Source organism: Candidatus Peribacteraceae bacterium (genome assembly GCA_041661065.1).
In the GTDB taxonomy this organism is placed as follows: Bacteria; Patescibacteriota; Gracilibacteria; order Peribacterales; family Peribacteraceae; genus CAIKAD01.
In genome coordinates this window covers 984,739-1,002,756 of sequence record JBAZVD010000001.1, presented here as the reverse complement: position 1 = coordinate 1,002,756, position 18,018 = coordinate 984,739, and the positions used below count along the sequence as shown (strand labels likewise).

Genomic DNA, 18,018 nt, shown 5'->3' with positions numbered 1-18,018 from the left:
TGCTCATCCAAAGATTTTCCTCTTCGACTGCAGAAGCGCATTCATCACCGGGTGCAGGATCATCTGCCGTTCCGGCGGGTAGGTGACCACCGTTCCCCCGAACTTCTCCTTGAAGGAGGAGATGCCGTCCCAGCGCCCCCTCCCCCAGCGCCCACTTCCCCAACCCCCTCTCCCCCCAGCCCCCTCTCCCTTCGGGAGAGGGGGGGCAACTCCTAACAAGTCATATACTGCGCATCCCCGGGCTTTGCAGAACCTCATCGCTTCCCATTGGAGAAGGTAGGGGGCCATGAGGGCGCGGCTCTCGTAGTCCGACGCTCCATAGTAGTAGATACCCGTTCCGTTCCAGATGACGCCGAGGAGGGCGGCAATGGGGAGCTTTTCCTTCGCTATCACTTCAGTTGCTTCTCTGACCTCACCCCCTAACCCCCTCTCCCACCCCTCCGCTTGCCTGCCGGGAGAGGGGGCATACGCCAAAAGCAAAAAGCTCTCTTTCAGGTGACTCAAGAACGCCTCGTAATGACGCTTGGGGAGGATGCCGAAGCCGTCGCGGTTCCCCGTCTGTTCCAAGAGGCGGTAGAAGGCGTCCACATCGTCCGAACGTTCCACACGCACGCCATGCTTTTGGGCGACCGAGATGTTGTAGCGGCCTTTGGGCTTCATTTGGGCGAGGAGCCGGTCCTCAGGAGGCGTGAGATCCAGGATACGGGTGGCTTCGGGTTGTTGATGGCGTCGTGACGGACGAATGGGAAATGCAAAATTGGAAATGCAAAATGAGGAAAGCGGTGAAAAGAATAGGGAAATGCACGCGCCATTCTTCGCGTCCGTGACGATTCTATTGACCATATCCCATTGTGCATTTTGCATTTCTTCATTCCCAAGGGGTCCCCGGGAGATGTCCCATGTGGAGAGGCCGAAGGCGGTCCGGTCGATAACCACGAGGGCCGAGGCGGTGATCCGGGGACCCTCCAGCGCCGCGTAGATCCGCACCCGGCGCCCCAGGGCTTCCCGGTACCCTTTCCATTCCAGGGACTGCCAGAGCGTCCCGTGAGGGTGGCCCTTCACCCAGCGGTCGTATGACGACAGTTCCTCGGCCGACGTGAGGAGGCGGATATCCATTGGGAGGGAGTATATCGTTATTTCGTTCGTTCGTTAGTTCGTTATTTTGCTTCTAGGTCAGTGCTCCTTGAGCACAGACGAGATAACGAGGTAACGAAATAACGACAGAACGTCATTGGCATCCGCCCCAGGAACCCCTACAATGGATCATTCTTCCTGCTTTCCACCATGCCCTACACCCTCCCCAAGCTCCCGTACTCCTACGACGCACTGGAGCCGCACATCGATGCCAAGACCATGGAGGTGCACTACTCCAAGCACCACCAGGCCTACTGTGACAACGCCAACAAAGCCCTGGCCGGAACCGACTGGGCGGAGAAGCCCATTGAGGAGGTCCTCAAGAACCTGGAGCAGCTCCCCCCGGATAAGCGCACTGCGGTTCGCAACCATGGGGGAGGCTTTTACAACCACAACCTGTTCTGGACCTTTATGGGCGGGAACGCCCGGGAGCCCGGTGCGGAATTGAAGGCGGGGCTGGAGAAGTCGTTCGGCGGTTTTGACGCTTTCCGCGAGAAGTTCGAGGCTGCCGCGCTGGGGCAGTTCGGATCCGGGTGGGCGTGGCTGGTCGTCAGCCGTCAGCCGTCAGCCGACAGCGATCAGTTGGAAATCGTGAAAACTGCCAATCAAGACTCTCCGATATCTGCCGGCAAGGTCCCGCTCCTCGCCATCGATGTGTGGGAGCATGCGTACTACCTCAAGTACCAGAACCGCCGTCCCGACTACGTCAAAGCCTGGTGGAATGTCGTGAACTGGGAGGAGGTCGGGAGGAGATTTGCGGAGGGGAAATGAGGCAGGTCATCTCCAGAGAGCAAGGCGAGAAATATCCATTGCCGTCGCAGGGGGATCACGACGAAAGAAAACGTTGGTGACGCAAGGGATATTTGGCAAGGGGATGCGGAACAAACAGAGCCGCCCCTTGGCCGTACGTGGCTTGTTGATGAGCAGAACATGAGGATGCGCCCGCGAGAGGCGGGAGCGGGCAGGGTGGGGGAATACCGCGGGGGGAAAAATTCGTTGACACACGCGAGTGCGCGCATATATTTGGGGAAATTTCTCATCCTTTCCCTTTCCTTTTTCTGACATGGTCACCACCTCGGCTCATCGGACGCTCCCCGCGCATTCCCGCGCATCCTCGCGTCCCTCCACGGCCGCCTCCGGTCTTTCCTCTCAGACGAAGCTCTTCACGCCTCTCACCAAAGCCGAATACGAACACAGCAAAGCCTGGGGAATGGCCATGGCCATCGACATCCACGGCTGCGACCCCGCTCTTGTCCGTGATGCGGATGCCATCAAGTTGTTCGTGAAGGAGTTGTGCGTGAAGATCGACATGAAGAGGTTCGGCGATACGCTGGTGGTCAACTTCGGCGAGGACGAAAAGGTCGCGGGCTTCTCCATGACCCAGCTCATCGAAACGTCCCTCATCTCCGCGCACTTCGCCAACCAGACGAATTCCGTCTACCTGGATGTCTTCAGCTGCAAGTTCTACGAGGCGCAGACGGTGATCGATTACGCGCTCTCCTTCTTCCGCGGCACGTCCTACAACGCGCACTGCCTCCTCCGCGGCTGCGCGGAGTTCCCCAAGGCGTACCAGCAGGAATTCTCCGGCCGCAACATCGTCCTCAATACGGCCTTCGCACCGGTGACCGTCTGAGATGGAGTCCATCGAATCCCTCGCGGCGAGACTGCGCGTCTCCTTCCCCGGCCGGATCCTCCTCCTCGGCTACGGCGGTGTTGCCCAGTGCACCTTGCCCATGCTCCTGCGGCACCTGGACATGCCCCGGGACCGCATCACGGTGATGGACTTCGTCGATAACGCGAAGAACCCGCTCCTTCAGCCGGCGCTCGCGGAAGGGGTGAAATTCGTGTGCGAGAAGATCGAGCGTGCGACCATGGGCAAGCAGTTCGGCGCATACCTGGGGGAAGGGGACATCCTCATCGACCTGGCGTGGAACATCGGCTGCACAGATATCCTCACTTGGTGCCACGACCACGGCGTCCTCTATGTCAACACATCGGTCGAACAGTGGGACCCCTACGAGGATTGGGAACACAAGCTCACCACGGACCGCACGCTCTACGTGCGTCACATGGCCATCCGTGCCCTTTTGAAGGGGTGGCAGGAACCGGGCCCTACGGCGATCATAGAGCACGGCGCCAATCCGGGGCTGGTCTCGCACTTCACCAAGCGCGGGCTTCTGGACATCGCCAAGAAACTCGTCGCGGAGAAGCCGGGGGATCCCCGCGCCAAGGACATCCAAGCAGCGATGGACGGCGGGGCGTACCCGCGTCTCGCGCAGCTGCTCAACGTGAAGGTGATCCACATCAGCGAGATCGACACGCAGGTCACCAACATTCCCCATGGCTTCGATGAGTTCGTGAACACGTGGAGCGTGGAGGGGTTCTACGAGGAGGGGACGGCGCCTGCGGAAATGGGGTGGGGCACGCACGAGCGCGCCCTGCCGCCGGACGCCCGTTGCCACGTGTCCGGTCCCCGGAACCAGATCTGCATGGCGCGCTTCGGCATCAACACGTTCGTCCGCTCCCGCGTCCCCAGCCAGGACATCGTGGGCATGGTGGTGCGCCACGGCGAGGCCTTCACGATCTCGGATTACCTCACGGTCAACGGCCCCGACGGCACGCCCGTCTACCGGCCCACCGTGCATTACGCCTACTGCCCCAGCTTGGCGGCCATCGCTTCGTTGCATGCCCTGCGCTGCCGACACTACGTGAAGCAGGAGAAGATGCGCATCATGGGTGATGACATCACGGGCGGCGTGGACGAACTGGGATGCCTCTTCATGGGCCACGACTTCAAGTCCTGGTGGACCGGCACCGTCCTCTCCATCGAGGAAGCCCGCCGCCTCGTCCCCCACATGAACGCCACGACGATGCAGGTGGCCGCTTCGGTGTTGGGCGCGGTCTTTTGGATGATCAAGAACCCCCGGCGGGGCGTGCTGGTCCCCGACCAGCTCCCGCACGAGGAGATCCTCTCCGTCGCGGGGCCGTACCTGGGCGAATGCCCCTCCGTTCCCCTCGACTGGATGCCGCATGGCAACGACACCGTTGCGGCGAAGACGGTGAACACCTTTACGCCTGCGGATGACGACCCCTGGCAATTCCAGTGCTTCCTCCTGGCCTGAGGAGCGTCGTTCTTCCGCAAACACATCGGAAGAAGTCATTGACAAGAGTTCATCACTCCATATAATCGCGGCTTGTTTACGTTTTTCCTCAATCCATCCCGCGACATGAAGCCTCCCCCCGAATCCGCAGCCCCCGAGAGAACCGCCATGCGGACCAGCCGCCACCAGCGCATCTCTCACCGGTACATGCGCGACCGCTGGAAGGATTTTCTCGCCCAGGATACGCGGGGCATGTTGATGATCGAGGGGGTGGCCGTGGACCGCATCATTGAGAAGTACGGCACTCCGCTCTATGTGATGGTGGAGAGCGAGATCCGCCGACGCGCCCGGCGCTTCAAGAAGGTCTTCGGACAGGGCATCAACCTGCAGTATGCCGTGAAGTGCAATTCCAACCTGGAGATCCTGCGCCTCATGCGCGAAGAGGGGTTCGACTTGGATTGCTCCAGCGTGGGCGAACTGATCCTCGGCCTCCTGGCGGATTTCAAGCCGCGGCAGCTCACGTTCACGAACCTCTACAAGACGGAGCAGGACCTGCACTTCGCGGCCAAGATCGGCGTGCAGTCCATCACGGCGGATTCCATCGAGGACATCGAGCAGATCGCGCGCACGGCAAAGAAGCTCAAGAAGCACATCGATACCGTCATCCGCGTGAATCCCATGCTGCAGATTGGGCACTACTCCACGCGCAACAACAAGTACGGCATCCCCATCGGGTACATCGACCGCGCGGTCGAATTGGCGCGCAGGAGTCCCTTCGTGGATTTCCAGGGCTTCCACTTCATGGGCGGGTACGTGCACAACCCGCGGGTGTTCAAGGCGGCGGCCCGCGTGTTCGTCAAGCTCATCAAGCGCTACCAGGACGAGGGCATACGCATCAAGACGCTCTCGCTCGGCGGCGGATTCCCCGCGGCCATCGGCGATGACGAAGCGTTCCCCATCGAGGCCATGCGGGATTTTCCCCGCTACTTCGACCGCCTCCTTCGGCGCCATAACGTGCAGCCGTTCCGCCTCATCTTCGAGCCGGGGAAGAGCATCGTGCTCAACGCGGGCATCGGGCTCATGAAGGTCATCTCCAAGAAGCGCCTGGGCCTCAACAAGCGGATGGTCATAGCCGACGGCTCCACGTACAACTTCGTCCCCGATGCCATCATCCAGGACGGCGTCCAGTACGACATCCTGCCGGCCTCCCAGATGAATTCCCGGCGCATTCATACCGTCACCATTGCGGGCAACACGTGCGACGCGTGGGACCTGATCACCAAGGGCATCGAGATGCCCAAGCTCCGTGCCGGGGACCTGCTTGCGGTGATGGATGTGGGCGCCTATGCGCAGGTGATGGCGAGCAATTTCAACACCATCAAGCGCGCGTCCGTGGTCATGATCTATCCGGACGGGTCCACCAAACCCATCCGCCGCCGCGACCGCTACTCGGACATGTTCGCGCCGGAACTGGACGTGCTCAAGCTGGCCGGCCCCAACGAGCTGGAGCGCTACAACAACATCTACCGCGTGAACATCGATAAGATCTGGCGCGGGAACCAGAAGAAGAACGGGAAGAGCGGGAACGGATTCTCGGTCTCCGCCAAGGGAAGCAACGGAAGCGGGAAGGAAGGCCAGAATGATGTTGCCGGGAGCATGATGTCGTCCGTGAAGGAGACGGAGAGGGCGAATGCGCTGTCCTGATGCCCTTGAGTGTTGGGTGGTCTGCGTTGCAGGATGCGGCTTCGGCTGGAGTATTTTGTCCGCAGGCCACGATGCTCTATCATTGTCGCTCATTCACCACTCCTCTCTCCCATGGCGCCGCGCACAACGACAGGCTCATTCGGGGATATTGACCAGGATGTCCTCTTCGACCGCTACGGCGCCGCAGCGCGCGGCGGGGGCATCTTTGGTCTTTCCTTCACGCGGGAGGAATCCGGCATTGTCCTGTTACCCGTCCCTTGGGAGGCAACGGTCTCCTACGGCGGGGGGACGGCGGAAGGGCCGGCGGCGATTCTTCGTGCCAGTCCCCAAGTGGACTTTTTTGACCGAGACCTCGGCCTCTTCTACAAGGCCGGCATCGTGATGCTTCCGGAATCCGGCGACGTGCGGAAGTGGAACCGGGAAGCGCGTCGCAGTGCGCAGACGGTTATGGAGCGGGGCGGGGTGGTGGATGCCAATCGGAAAGATGCGGAGGTTGTGCGTGTCCTTGGGGAGCGTTTGAATGCCTCTGTGTACGATGAGACGAAGAAAGTCCTGGAAGAAGGGAAGATCCCCGGCTTGGTGGGGGGCGACCACTCCACGCCGCTCGGCGCCATCCGCGCATGCGCCGAAGCGAAGGGTCCCCTGGGCGTATTTCACATTGATGCGCACTTCGATACGCGCAAGAGCTTTGAGGGTTTTCCTTACTCGCACGGATCCATCATGCGCAACGTCGCAGACACGGTGTCCGGCGTCACCAAGCTTGTCCAAGTGGGCATCCGGGATTTCTGCCGGGAGGAGATGGAATTTGCCCGGAGCAACGAGAGGAAGATCGCCGTGTTCTTTGATGAGGATATGGCAGGCAGGCAACTCTCCGGAGAGTCTTGGAGAGCAATCTGTGAAGAAATCGTCTCCGCGCTTCCGCAGAAGGTCTACATTTCCTTCGACATCGACGGTCTGGATCCTTCCCTCTGCCCGCACACGGGTACGCCGGTTCCGGGAGGGCTCTCCTTCAATCAGATGCTCCTTCTCCTCAAGACTGTGGTCAAATCGGGGCGCCAGATCGTCGGTTTTGACCTCGTGGAGGTGGCGCCGGGCAGGGAAGGGGAATGGGACGCCAACGTGGGCGCGCGCGTCCTCTTCAAACTCTGCGGGTGGACTCTGAAGTCGCAGGAAGGGAAGTGAGGGCATGTTCCACTGCATCACCCAGCAGGAGCCGGAGTAAGGAAGAACGTGTCAGCAGCTTAGTCCAATGGAACCGCGCCGATGGCGATCAGAGCCTCACGGATTTCCAGCATGGCTGATTGCGGCACATCGGCGGTGGCGGTGATATGGCTGGGATAACGTTCCGGGTTGACAGGATAAGACTTGCCGATGATCTCGCGCGCCTTGCGGAGCGTGATTTCTCGTTCGGAGGATCCGTCGGGAATTTGAAAAGAGAGGAGAGGCATGGTTCAAAGATAGCAAGCGCAAGCCAAAAAAATCAAGGGGGAAGCCGGGAGAATCTTTGTGAATATCCGTTGACCGTTCTGGACATTCCTCTACACTGTGCCTACATCGCACGGCGGCTTCCGATTGAGTTGTGAAAGCTGTGCTCTGGGCTCCCTCGCGGAGTATTTCGTTCTGTAGAGAGCATTGTTCCCTTGTTACATTGTTTCATTGCTGCAAAGCATGTTCAGAGGTTCATGAAGCGATACCTCACGTGACGCTTGCGAACAATGAAGCAATGGAACAATGAAACAATCGTCCACTCTCTTCATTCCACCCTTTCCCTTTCCGTGCTATGGCCAGCAAGAAGAAGCCGTCGAAGAAGAATCACCAGAAGAAATCCGTGAAGAAGAAGGTTGCCGTGACAAAGAAGCCTTCCCCAAAGAAAGCCACGAAGTCGGCATCCTTCTCCATCAAGAAGAAGACTGTCCCCGCCGTGAAGGCGAAGGAGGTGAAGAAGTTCCCCCTTAAGGCTGCGGAGACCAAGAAGGGGCCCGCGCAGCGCGGATACCAGATGCAGGTGGGGAACGACGTGCTTCCGCTCCTCGTGCCGCACGTGCGTCCCATGCTGGGGCGCATCCCTTCCGTTTTCCAGGGGTTGCCGGAGCACCTGCAGGCGAAGAAACTGGAGGACGGGCGCGTGTTCCTGGTGGAGGAGGATTCGGAAGTGGAGGTGCCCTCCCTCATCGAGATGCAGATCCAGAGTTACCGCTGGTTCCTCACCGAGGGGCTCAAGGAACTCCTGGAGGAGATCTCCCCCATCACCGATTTCTCAGGGAAGAAAATGGAACTCCGCATTTTGGGCCATACCTTCGATCCCCCAAAGTACGACCCGGACACCTGCCGCCGCCGGAACCTCTCCTACGAGGCCGCCATGAAAGGGCACGTGCAGCTCATCAACAAGGAGACGGGTGAAATCAAGGAGCAGGATGTCTTCCTCGGCAGCATTCCCCTCATGACCGAGGGCGGCACGTTCATTGTGGACGGCATCGAGCGCGTGGTGGTGCACCAGCTCGTCCGTTCCCCTGGTGTGTTCTTCAGCAAGATGCCGGAGTACCCCAAGTTCCACGCGGCCAAGATCATCCCCAAGCGCGGCGTGTGGCTGGAGATCGAGACGGACCGGCGCGGCATCATCACCTGCAAGATCGACCGCAAGCGCAAGATCCACATCACGCAGCTCCTGCGGGTGTTCGGCTACACCACGGACGCGCAGATCATGGACATCTTCAAGGACGTGACGGATGCGGAACACGATTACATCCTCACCACGATGGAGAAGGATCCCGTGCGCACGGTGGAGGAGGCGTACCAGAGCGTGTACCGCAAGATCCGCCCCGGCGACCTGGCCACGCCCGAGAACGCCAAGCAGCTCATTGACTCCCTCTTCTTCGACTTCAAGAAGTACGACATGGGCAACATCGCCCGCTACAAGCTCAACCGCCGCTTCGACCTGAGCACGCCCAGCGACGAGACGCACCGCGTGTTCCAGGTGAAGGACTTCGTCTCCATCCTCCGCGAACTCATCCGGCTCAACAACGGGCAGGGGATTGCGGATGACATCGACCACCTCTCGAACCGCCGCGTACGGTCCGTGGGCGAACTGGTCCAGAACAAGTACCGCGTCGGCCTCGTCCGCACGGAGCGCATCGTCAAGGACCGCATGACCGTCATGGATCTGGAGACCGTCACTCCCACGCAGCTCATCAACTGCCGCCCCATCACGGCGGCCATGCGCGAGTTCTTCGCAAGTTCGCAGCTCTCGCAATTCATGGATCAGACGAACCCCCTGGCCGAGCTCGCCCACAAGAGGCGCCTCTCCGCCATGGGCCCCGGAGGACTCTCGCGCGAGCGCGCGAGCTTCGACGTCCGCGACGTGCACACCAGCCACTATGGCCGCATCTGTCCCATCGCCACGCCGGAAGGCCCCAACATCGGGCTCGTGGTTCACCTCTCGGGCTTCGCGCGCGTGAACGAGTACGGCTTCCTGGAGACGCCCTACCGCGAGGTCAAGCACACGGTGCCCTTGGATCCGGACAAGCTGGTCGGCCGCACCATCGACATCACCGTCAAGGAGAGCCGCAAGATCATCGTGAAGGAGGGGGAACAGGTGAAGACCAAGGATCTGGCGCGCAAAGTCACCTCTCTCCTCAAGAAGGAAGGGAAGGACGCCGTCCCGGTCCGCGCGTACCTCACGAGCAAGGTCACCTTCGTGGATGCGGAACAGGAGCGCCACCTCACCATCGCCCAGGCGCAGACGGATTTGGCAGAATACGGGGAGTTCCCCACCACCCGCGTCTCCTCCCGCAAGTCGGGCGAGCCGCTCCTGGCGCACGTCCGCGACGTGACGCACGTGGACGTCTCCCCCCGGCAGATCCTCTCCATCTCCACGTCGCTCATTCCCTTCCTGGAGCATGACGACAACACCCGTGCGTCCATGGGAACGAACATGCAACGCCAAGCCGTGCCGCTCATCAAGCCGCATGCGCCGCTCGTGGGTACCGGCATCGAAGGCCTTGCCGCCCGTGCGGCGGGGCAGGCGCTCCTGGCGGAGGAGGACGGCGAAGTGACGGCCGCGGACGCCCAGTCCATTTCCGTGGTGTACCGCTCCGGACGCAAGCAGACCTACAAGCTCGTCACCTTCACCCGCAGCAACCAGGGGACGTGCTTCAACATGCGGCCCCGCGTGGTGCGCGGGCAGACCGTCCGACGCGGCGAGCCGCTCGCGGACGGGTCGGCGACGGAGAACGGGGAGCTGGCGCTGGGGCAGAACCTGCTCGTGGCGTACCTCTCTTGGGAGGGCTACAACTTCGAGGATGCGGTGATCATCAGCGACCGCCTGGTGGAAGAAGGGTACTTCGATTCCATCCACATCGAGAGTTACATCACCGACGTGCGGGACACCAAGCTGGGTCCCGAGATCGTCACGCGGGACATCCCCAATGTCGGGGAAGCCAAACTGAAAGACTTGGGGGCGGATGGCATCGTGCGCATCGGCGCCACCGTCCATGAAGGCGATATCCTCGTGGGCAAGATCACGCCCAAGGGCGAAACGGAACTGACCCCGGAGGAACGCCTCCTGCAGGCGATCTTCGGCGACAAGGCCAAGGACGTGAAGGACAGCTCCCTGCGCCTCCCCGGAGGGGCCGGCGGCAAAGTGGTGGACGTCCACGTGTTCGACCGTGCGGAGGGAGACGAGCTCCCCACCGGCGTTCTCAAGCAAATCAAGGTCTTCGTGGCGCAGACCCGCAAGATCCAAGTGGGGGACAAGATGGCCGGCCGCCATGGGAACAAGGGCGTGGTCGCCCGCGTCGTGGCGCGCGAAGACATGCCGTTCCTCGCGGACGGCACGCACGTGGACATCATCCTCAACCCCCTCGGCGTCACCTCCCGTATGAACATCGGGCAGATCCTGGAGACGCACTTGGGTTGGGCATGCCAGCAGATGGGCATCAAGATCGCCACGCCCGCTCTCCACGGCATTTCCCCCGAGCAGATCACGGGGTTCCTGGAGGCATCCGGCCTTCCCCCGGGCGGCAAGGTGCAGCTCTTCGACGGCCGCACCGGCGAAAAGTTCGCGCATGAGACCACGGTCGGCATGGTGTACATGTTGAAACTGCTCCACCTCGTGGAGGACAAGATCCACGCCCGCAGCGTGGGGCCGTACTCCCTCGTCACGCAGCAGCCTCTCGGAGGCAAGGCGCAGCACGGCGGACAGCGCTTCGGGGAAATGGAAGTGTGGGCGCTGGAAGCCTACGGCGCGGCGTACACGCTGCAGGAAATGCTCACCATCAAGTCTGACGACGTCATCGGCCGCAGCAAGGCGTACGAGTCCATCGTCAAAGGCGAGCCGATCCGCCGCCCCTCCATTCCCGAGTCCTTCAACGTGTTGGTCAAGGAACTCCAAGCGCTGGGCCTCAAGGTGGAACTCCTCAAGTTCAAGGAGGAGGTTCCGCCCGAGGAGAAGGTGACCATCGAAAAGGAAGAAGTGGAAGTGGTGGAGATGAGCTCGCGCGTGGAGGCGGAAGAGGAAGCGGAGGAACTCACTGTGGATGTGGAGAAGATCTCCGAGCTGGAGCAGGTGGGTACCGAGACCTCCGACGAAGTGCGTGCCGGCATCGAAGAAGGGGCGGAGGTGGATGCGATGGGAGAGGGTTCCAAGCAGGAACTGGAAGAAGCCGGCAAGGAATTGGAGGAGGGGAATGCATGATGCGCTTCGCGCGAATGAGAATTGAAAAAGAGGACGGCTCCGCGAGGGGCCGTCCTCTGCGAGAGGAGTTCGTTGACGGGCTGCGGCGGCATGACACACTGTTTCCATCCTATCCCCCCCGTTCCATGCCCGTTGAAGGTTTCATCGAAGGTACCGTGGTGAAGAAAGAAGGAAGCGATGGCGCGCGGATGCAGTTGCGTCTGCCGGAAGGCGGGGAGATCGAGATTCTTGTCTACAATGCGGAAGATTGCGAAGAGGGCGATCAGATCGCGGTGATCCGACACAGCGCGTTACGCACGTACTATGACATCCTCCCATCCCCATCAACGCAGGGGTAAGGGGGGGATCAACATGCTTAGGGATAGTGTTGCCTTGTTCAATCCAGGTCGGTGGGGGCGCCGAGAAGCTCGGCAAGTTCCCTCGTTCTTGCGCACACGAGAGCCAGGATTCTCCGCATATGGGAAAGACGGTTGCTCTTTGCCGAGGCCGCCTCCATCGTGAACACCTGCCGGAGTTCATGCAGCACCGTCTGCCGGACTTCCGGTGAGAGGGATTGCATCTCTGCATGGATGGCGTTGATGTACCGTTGTTCCTGTGTTCCCCGGGCTAAGGAGAGAAGTTGCTTCGGTGCATCCGTTCGATCGTTGGAAGGCGCATTCGGTGTCATAAGGGAAGTGTAGAGGGATGGCAGCGAATGTCAAAAATACCATACAATTCCTGTTCCAGGGGGCGTTCCACACCCCCGTGGAACCTCTTTCAGCCCTTCCTGAAGAGGAAAAACGACTATTGACGAAAAAGAATGTTTGAGGAGCCGCTGTATTAGCCCTCCGTGCGTCCTAGCCTGGAGGTGTTTCTATTCATTACCCCATTTTTCTATGTTCAACGTGAACAGGGTCACGCTGCTCGGGAACGCCACGCGCGATCCCGAGGTCCACGCCACCAAGGCCGGGCGGGAGATCAGTGTTATCGGCCTCGCTACCAGCCACGTGTGGAAGGACGCCAAGGGCGAACGCAAGAGCGAGCCCGAGTACCACCGCCTGGTCTGCTTCGGCACGCTGGGCGCGCTTGCCCAGAAGCGTATCCGCAAGGGGGCGCCGCTCTATGCGGAGGGCCGCCTCCACACCAGCCGTTGGGAGAACCCCCAGGGCGAGTCCATGAGCCGCACGGAAATCGTGGTGGACCGCCTGGTTCTCCTTTCCGCCAAGAAGGGCGGAAAGATCGAATCCGCAGAGGCCCCGGTGGAGGTGGAAGCCGCTTGACGGTCGGGAGAAGAGGAATAAGGGAATGGGCGCCGAGAGGCGGCCGTCCCTTTTCCGCTTAAAAAGCACATCCCGTACAGAAAATGTCGCCAATTCGCCTTGACCCCCCCTCATCCTCCTTTAGAATACCTGCGCTCTATGGTGCAGCACGATCACTCGTAGGATTTTCGTCTCTTGAGACGATATTCTGCGGGTGTGCGTGAGCCACCCGCTCTTTTTTATCCGGAGATTCCGGCTATCAAAGAGGGAGAGTGTCCTTGCCTTTCACTTGAGAGGCGGAGGAAGGAGTTGGTGGGTGCCTGCCCGTATGTTTCTTGGAATCATCGGCTCGATGAAATTTGATCAACTGAATTTCAACCCTGTACCAGTCGTCCGCCTTCGGCGGATTCCGGTACAGGACAAGTCCCGGTCTTCTCCTATTGGAGACCAGGACACGGACACCCCATAGCAGATCCTTTGGATCGCTACGGGGCAAGCATGTTTGCAACCTGTACTCAGGTTGTAGCACATGAATAGGACCCCAGCACCCTTTCCTTCGGAAAGGAATGCTGGGAAGGAAAATGTTACTCATCGCATCACATGGATGCCTCGACTCTGCACTCCGACGAAGGACGTAGCCAGCTGCGATAAGCTCCGGTCAGCCGCTAGGCAGGCTCTATGAGCCGGAGATCTCCGAATGGGGAAACCCCCTAGAAGTTATGTTCTAGGATCCGGTCCCACTTTTGACTTCACCTGAGGGAAAGGAATGAGAAATGCTAAATACAAAATTTGAAATGAATCGTTTTGCATTTCCAATTTAGCATTTCTCATTCGGCCCCACCCTCTCAAGACCTGTGATACTCCATCACGGTTCGGCGAAGCCAGAAGCGGGGCCGGAAGGTCACTCTGGGAACTGAAACATCTCAGTACCGGAGGAAAAGAAATCAACACCGAGATTCCCTGAGTAGTGGCGAGCGAAAAGGGAATAGCCCAAACTTGCGTATTTATACGCGAGGGTTGTAGGACTCCGATATCCGACACTTTCACTGTAGGCGAACGTCCCTGGAAAGGGCGGCCAAAGAGGGTGATAGCCCCGTAGACGAAACAGTGGAAGGCGGTAGGAGGATCCTGAGTAAGGTCGGACACGTGTAATCCGGCCCGAATCCGGGTGGACCACCATCCAAGGCTAAATCAGGTGCAGAGATCTATAGCGGATAGTACCGTGAGGGAAAGGTGAAAAGCACCCCGAAAGGGGGATGAAATAGTCTCTGAAATGTGATGCGTTCAAGGAATTGGAGCTCTGCTCCACTTTTGGTTTTAAGAAGTTTGCTCTCAGCTACACAGAGCCAAGAGTGGAGCAGAGTGACAGTGTTCCTTTTGCATAATGAGCCAACGACTTTGTTGCCAGTGGTATGGCTAAGGCAGTATCAGCCGGAGCCGGAGCGAAAGCGAGTCCGAAATGGGCGTTTATCGCTGGCACAAGACCCGAAACCGGGTGAGCTATCCATGAGCAGGGTGAAGGTCGCCGAAAGGCGGCTGGAGGCCCGCACCATAACGTATCGCAAGACGTTGGGATGACTTGTGGATGGGAGTGAAAAGCTTACCGAACCCGGAGATAGCTGGTTCTCCTCGAAATGCCTTTAGGGGCAGCCTCGTCGTGCATGGTAGGGGGTAGAGCGACTGTTTGGATGCGGGGGTCTCCTCGACCTGCCAAATCCTGACAAACTCCGAATACCTACCGTCAAAGGCGACGGGAGTGAGACGGTGACAGCGAACTGCCATCGTCGAAAGGGAAACAACCCTCATCATTCGCTAAGGTCCCAAAGTACCGTTCAGTGGTAAAGGTAGTGTCAGTGCTTCGACAACCAGGAGGTTGGCTTAGAAGCAGCCATCCTTTAAAGAAAGCGTAACAGCTCACTGGTCGACGCATCGATGCGCCGAATATTCAACGGGGCTAAACGGTACACCGAAGCGGTGAGTGTCCTGGTGCCTTCGGGCAGCAGGGCGCAGTAGAGGAGCGTTCCGTCCAGCAGTGAAGCAGTACTGCGAGGTACTGTGGAGCGGACGGAAGTGAGAATGTTGGCATGAGTAACTACTAGGCAGGTGAAAACCCTGCCCGCCGAATCCCCAAGGTTTCCCACGCAACGGCAATCGGCGTGGGGTTAGTCGGTCCTAAGGTCAGGCCGAAAGGCGTAGCCGATGGATAACAGGTCAATATTCCTGTACCTCAAGAGAATCGCCAGAGGATGCTAGTTGAAAGTCTTTCCGACCTCTGTTCCGTACCATTTTGGACTTGAGAAGCTGTCAGCTTCCAGCGGTCAGCCGTCAGTAGCGATACTGGCCACTGATAGCTGAAGGCTGATCGCTCCCTCGAATCCAGGATGGTACGGAATACGCCTGAGAGAACGGATGCTGGCATTCTAGGAGCGGTGTGACGGGATGGGATGACCGGAACGTGTGATTGACTGCACGTGGAAGACGTAAAGCGTTGAGAGCGGGAGGCAAATCCCCCGCTTGAGCTGAGCGTCGATCCCGAATGGCTCCGTAAGGGGTCGAGTCCGACTCATTCTGTCTCCAAGAAAACCATCGCTCTGAGAGTCTCGTGAGACCGTACCGCAAACCAACACCGGTGGGGTGGTCGAGTAGACCTAGGTGAACGGGAAAACTCGCGTTAAGGAACTCGGCAATGAAGCGTCCGTAACTTCGGGATAAGGACTACCCTCCTTCGCAAGAAAGAGGGTTGCAACAAAAGAGCCCAGGCGACTGTTTATCAAAAACACAGGTCCCTGCCAAGCCGCAAGGCAACGTATAGGGGCTGATGCCTGGCCAGTGCCAGAAGGTCACGTGAGGGGGTGTATGCCTCCAAACTAAGCCCTGGCGAACGCCGGCCGTAACTATAACGGTCCTAAGGTAGCGAAATTCCTTGTCGGGTGGTCGACCCGGCTTCGTCCCTTTGGGGGACTACGCCGTGGCAAGCTTGCCCGAATGCATCGCAAGGTGCAGCACTGAGGAATTTTCTATTCTTGATAAGCGGTCTCGCATGTCGAGACCATGTGATGTCCCTGACGAAAGTCGAGGGACGGGCTCAAAAGAATTTTCTTATCCAAACGAGTTCTGCGAACTATTGAATCAGACCGTACAAAATCAGTGTCTAACGTCGCTATATGCTGGAATATCCGAGTATGAAGTGGTACCGTCTGCCGCTATGGCAAACGGTGAAAATCCATCTTCTGCGGACAATCAGCAGGTAACTTCTGGGAAAAGCCCTCACCAACTTGCAGAAGAACTACATGAATTAATTGAGGTATGTCACGAAGAAGTCGATAGACTACTTCGTTTGATAGCGAGTCGAAATCCACGCTATCCGCATCCTGTTGCACACTACACAATTAGTCTTGATGCTCAAGGAGTCATGCTTCGCCAGGCTTTCGAACAAGGAGAGCTGGAGCGGGCGATTAGTGTGGTTCAGGATATGTTTATGACCTCAAGAAGGGCCATCGAAGCAATATATGCATCTTCCCAAGAAGATTCCTCAGAGACTACACGCGACGGGACGAGGAATTAGGAATTTAGAATTAGGAATTAAGAATTAAGAATGGCTTTCATTCTTACTTCTCAATTCACCATTCATAATCCTCGTTCATGATATAGTCCGATCCCTGTGGCGACACAGGGCGCATCAGAATCGCGATGCACTAAAAAACAGCGTGGTTGCGTATCGCGTATGACGTATCAAGTATTACGTATGAGTTATACGTAATACGTAATACGGAATACGAAATACATTTCCGGTAGTGCGCTCTGCCAAGCAGAGTCGCCGGCTCACCACCGGCGGGAACCGTACATGAAGTTCCGACCCGCACGAATGGTATAACGGTCTGGGCACTGTCTCGACGCGAGGTCCGGTGAAATTTCAGTCCCGGCGCAAATGCCGGGTAGATCACGGTAGGACGAAAAGACCCTATGAAGCTTTACTATACACTGGCATTGATGCATTGGTTTATGTGCGCAGGATAGGTGGGAGGCTTTGAAGCCCCGGCTTTGGCCGGGGTGGAGCCATCCTTGAGATACCACCCTTGTGTTCCGATGTATCTCACCCCGTCTCTGAAACGGAGCGGGGGACAGTGCTTGTCGGGTAGTTTAACTGGGGCGGTTGCCTCCTAAAGTGTAACGGAGGCGCGCAATGGTCCACTAGCGCCGGATGGAAATCGGCGTGGTCGTGTAATCGCACAAGTGGGCCTGACTGTGAGACTTACAGGTCGAGCAGGGACGAAAGTCGGTGATAGTGATCCGGCAACCTGAGCAATTAATCTTGCTCTTACCACGTGGGTGGGTTGTCGCTCAACGGATAAAAGTTACTCTAGGGATAACAGGCTGATCGGTTCCAAGCGCCCACAGCGACGAACCGGTTTGGCACCTCAACGGGGTGCTGCAGGAGTAATTCTGCACCAACAACGTGGCTTATAACGGTGGAACCGTCAGTGGCATTCGTGGGCATACCAAGTATGCACATGCCAACCGGCAATACCGTGGGAAGTCCCCCGCACATGCGGGGTGACCCCGTAACGACTGACCCGAAAGGGGAGGGTTCGCTCATGCTTAGCGAGCCAAGACGCCACCCCCTGCAATCAACATCCGGCCATGGTTCCATCCAGAACCTTCGGTTGGAAGCAGGGTGAAGATATAGTCTGCACCATATGAAAGTATGGATACATGTACGATGTCGGCTCATCGCATCCTGGGGCTGGAGAAGGTCCCAAGGGTTTGGCTGTTCGCCAATTAAAGCGGTACGCGAGCTGGGTTCAGAACGTCGTGAGACAGTTTGGCCTCTATCCACCGTGATCACTTAGAAACGTGAAGGAAGCTGCTCCTAGTACGAGAGGACCGGAGTGGACGAACCTCTGGTGTACCTGTTGTCGCGTCAGCGGCATCGCAGGGTAGCTAAGTTCGGAAGGGATAACCGCTGAAAGCATCTAAGTGGGAAGCCCCTCCTAAGATTGCGTTTCTCCATCAGCCCGCCGGAAGAACACCGGCTAGATCGGCCACAGGTGTACGCACGGTAACGTGTTCAGCCGAGTGGTACGAACGGGCAATTGAACATTTTTCTTTTTGCATTGTCTTCGGATAACTCAGAGTCCTATTCGTGTGC

The 18,018-nt window shown here is 58.6% G+C and carries 11 protein-coding genes and 1 rRNA gene; 9 read left to right on the top strand and 3 right to left on the bottom strand.

The window, feature by feature from the left end; translation table 11 throughout:
- Positions 1-3: 3 nt before the first annotated feature.
- Positions 4-1,116: a peptidoglycan bridge formation glycyltransferase FemA/FemB family protein gene (locus WC698_04595; GenBank protein MFA6039512.1), complete on the bottom strand. Its 1,113-nt coding sequence runs from the start codon at positions 1,114-1,116 to the stop codon at positions 4-6.
- A 168-nt stretch (positions 1,117-1,284) separates the two neighbouring features.
- On the opposite strand from WC698_04595, the gene WC698_04590 reads away from it, so the two are divergent.
- From WC698_04590 to WC698_04570, 5 genes are all read left to right on the top strand, one after another.
- On the top strand, positions 1,285-1,905 hold the full coding sequence (locus WC698_04590; protein MFA6039511.1) for a superoxide dismutase: 621 nt from the start codon (positions 1,285-1,287) through the stop codon (positions 1,903-1,905).
- Between the two features lie 292 nt (positions 1,906-2,197).
- A complete protein-coding gene (locus WC698_04585; protein ID MFA6039510.1) occupies positions 2,198-2,767 on the top strand; it encodes an S-adenosylmethionine decarboxylase in 570 nt (189 codons plus the stop codon).
- Position 2,768: 1 nt separating this feature from the next.
- Complete coding sequence (locus tag WC698_04580; GenBank protein MFA6039509.1) at positions 2,769-4,256, top strand: saccharopine dehydrogenase NADP-binding domain-containing protein; 1,488 nt, start codon at positions 2,769-2,771, stop codon at positions 4,254-4,256.
- Between the two features lie 105 nt (positions 4,257-4,361).
- Positions 4,362-5,939 carry a hypothetical protein gene (locus WC698_04575; protein ID MFA6039508.1) on the top strand — a complete coding sequence of 526 codons (1,578 nt, stop codon included), beginning with the start codon at positions 4,362-4,364 and terminating at the stop codon, positions 5,937-5,939.
- A gap of 111 nt (positions 5,940-6,050) precedes the next feature.
- The gene (locus WC698_04570) at positions 6,051-7,121 is read left to right on the top strand and encodes an agmatinase family protein (GenBank protein MFA6039507.1); all 1,071 of its coding nucleotides are present in this window, start codon (positions 6,051-6,053) and stop codon (positions 7,119-7,121) included.
- A 59-nt stretch (positions 7,122-7,180) separates the two neighbouring features.
- Here WC698_04570 and WC698_04565 read toward each other — a convergent pair whose 3' ends face one another.
- On the bottom strand, positions 7,181-7,387 hold the full coding sequence (locus tag WC698_04565) for a hypothetical protein (protein ID MFA6039506.1): 207 nt from the start codon (positions 7,385-7,387) through the stop codon (positions 7,181-7,183).
- A gap of 332 nt (positions 7,388-7,719) precedes the next feature.
- On the opposite strand from WC698_04565, the gene WC698_04560 reads away from it, so the two are divergent.
- Together WC698_04560 and WC698_04555 are read left to right on the top strand one after the other, a co-directional pair.
- Positions 7,720-11,631 (top strand): DNA-directed RNA polymerase subunit beta, encoded by a 3,912-nt coding sequence (locus WC698_04560; protein ID MFA6039505.1) that lies wholly within the window; start codon positions 7,720-7,722, stop codon positions 11,629-11,631.
- A 125-nt stretch (positions 11,632-11,756) separates the two neighbouring features.
- Entirely contained in the window at positions 11,757-11,969 is a 213-nt protein-coding gene (locus WC698_04555) for a hypothetical protein (GenBank protein ID MFA6039504.1), read from the top strand.
- Positions 11,970-12,007: 38 nt separating this feature from the next.
- On the opposite strand, the gene WC698_04550 is transcribed toward WC698_04555, so the two are convergent.
- Positions 12,008-12,298 (bottom strand): hypothetical protein, encoded by a 291-nt coding sequence (locus WC698_04550; GenBank protein MFA6039503.1) that lies wholly within the window; start codon positions 12,296-12,298, stop codon positions 12,008-12,010.
- Positions 12,299-12,506: 208 nt separating this feature from the next.
- Between WC698_04550 and ssb the strand changes: the two genes are divergently transcribed.
- Together ssb and WC698_04540 are read left to right on the top strand one after the other, a co-directional pair.
- Positions 12,507-12,890, top strand: coding sequence for a single-stranded DNA-binding protein (gene ssb / locus WC698_04545; protein MFA6039502.1), 384 nt, complete (start codon positions 12,507-12,509; stop codon positions 12,888-12,890).
- A gap of 556 nt (positions 12,891-13,446) precedes the next feature.
- Positions 13,447-17,976: ribosomal RNA gene (locus WC698_04540) — 23S ribosomal RNA — on the top strand.
- Positions 17,977-18,018 lie beyond the last annotated feature (42 nt).

Coding starts and splice junctions, on each gene's coding strand:
- WC698_04595 (MFA6039512.1), bottom strand. CDS start 1,116: ATGGATATCCGCCTCCTCACGTCGGCCGAGGAACTGTCGTCATACGAC.
- WC698_04590 (MFA6039511.1), top strand. CDS start 1,285: ATGCCCTACACCCTCCCCAAGCTCCCGTACTCCTACGACGCACTGGAG.
- WC698_04585 (MFA6039510.1), top strand. CDS start 2,198: ATGGTCACCACCTCGGCTCATCGGACGCTCCCCGCGCATTCCCGCGCA.
- WC698_04580 (MFA6039509.1), top strand. CDS start 2,769: ATGGAGTCCATCGAATCCCTCGCGGCGAGACTGCGCGTCTCCTTCCCC.
- WC698_04575 (MFA6039508.1), top strand. CDS start 4,362: ATGAAGCCTCCCCCCGAATCCGCAGCCCCCGAGAGAACCGCCATGCGG.
- WC698_04570 (MFA6039507.1), top strand. CDS start 6,051: ATGGCGCCGCGCACAACGACAGGCTCATTCGGGGATATTGACCAGGAT.
- WC698_04565 (MFA6039506.1), bottom strand. CDS start 7,387: ATGCCTCTCCTCTCTTTTCAAATTCCCGACGGATCCTCCGAACGAGAA.
- WC698_04560 (MFA6039505.1), top strand. CDS start 7,720: ATGGCCAGCAAGAAGAAGCCGTCGAAGAAGAATCACCAGAAGAAATCC.
- WC698_04555 (MFA6039504.1), top strand. CDS start 11,757: ATGCCCGTTGAAGGTTTCATCGAAGGTACCGTGGTGAAGAAAGAAGGA.
- WC698_04550 (MFA6039503.1), bottom strand. CDS start 12,298: ATGACACCGAATGCGCCTTCCAACGATCGAACGGATGCACCGAAGCAA.
- ssb (MFA6039502.1), top strand. CDS start 12,507: ATGTTCAACGTGAACAGGGTCACGCTGCTCGGGAACGCCACGCGCGAT.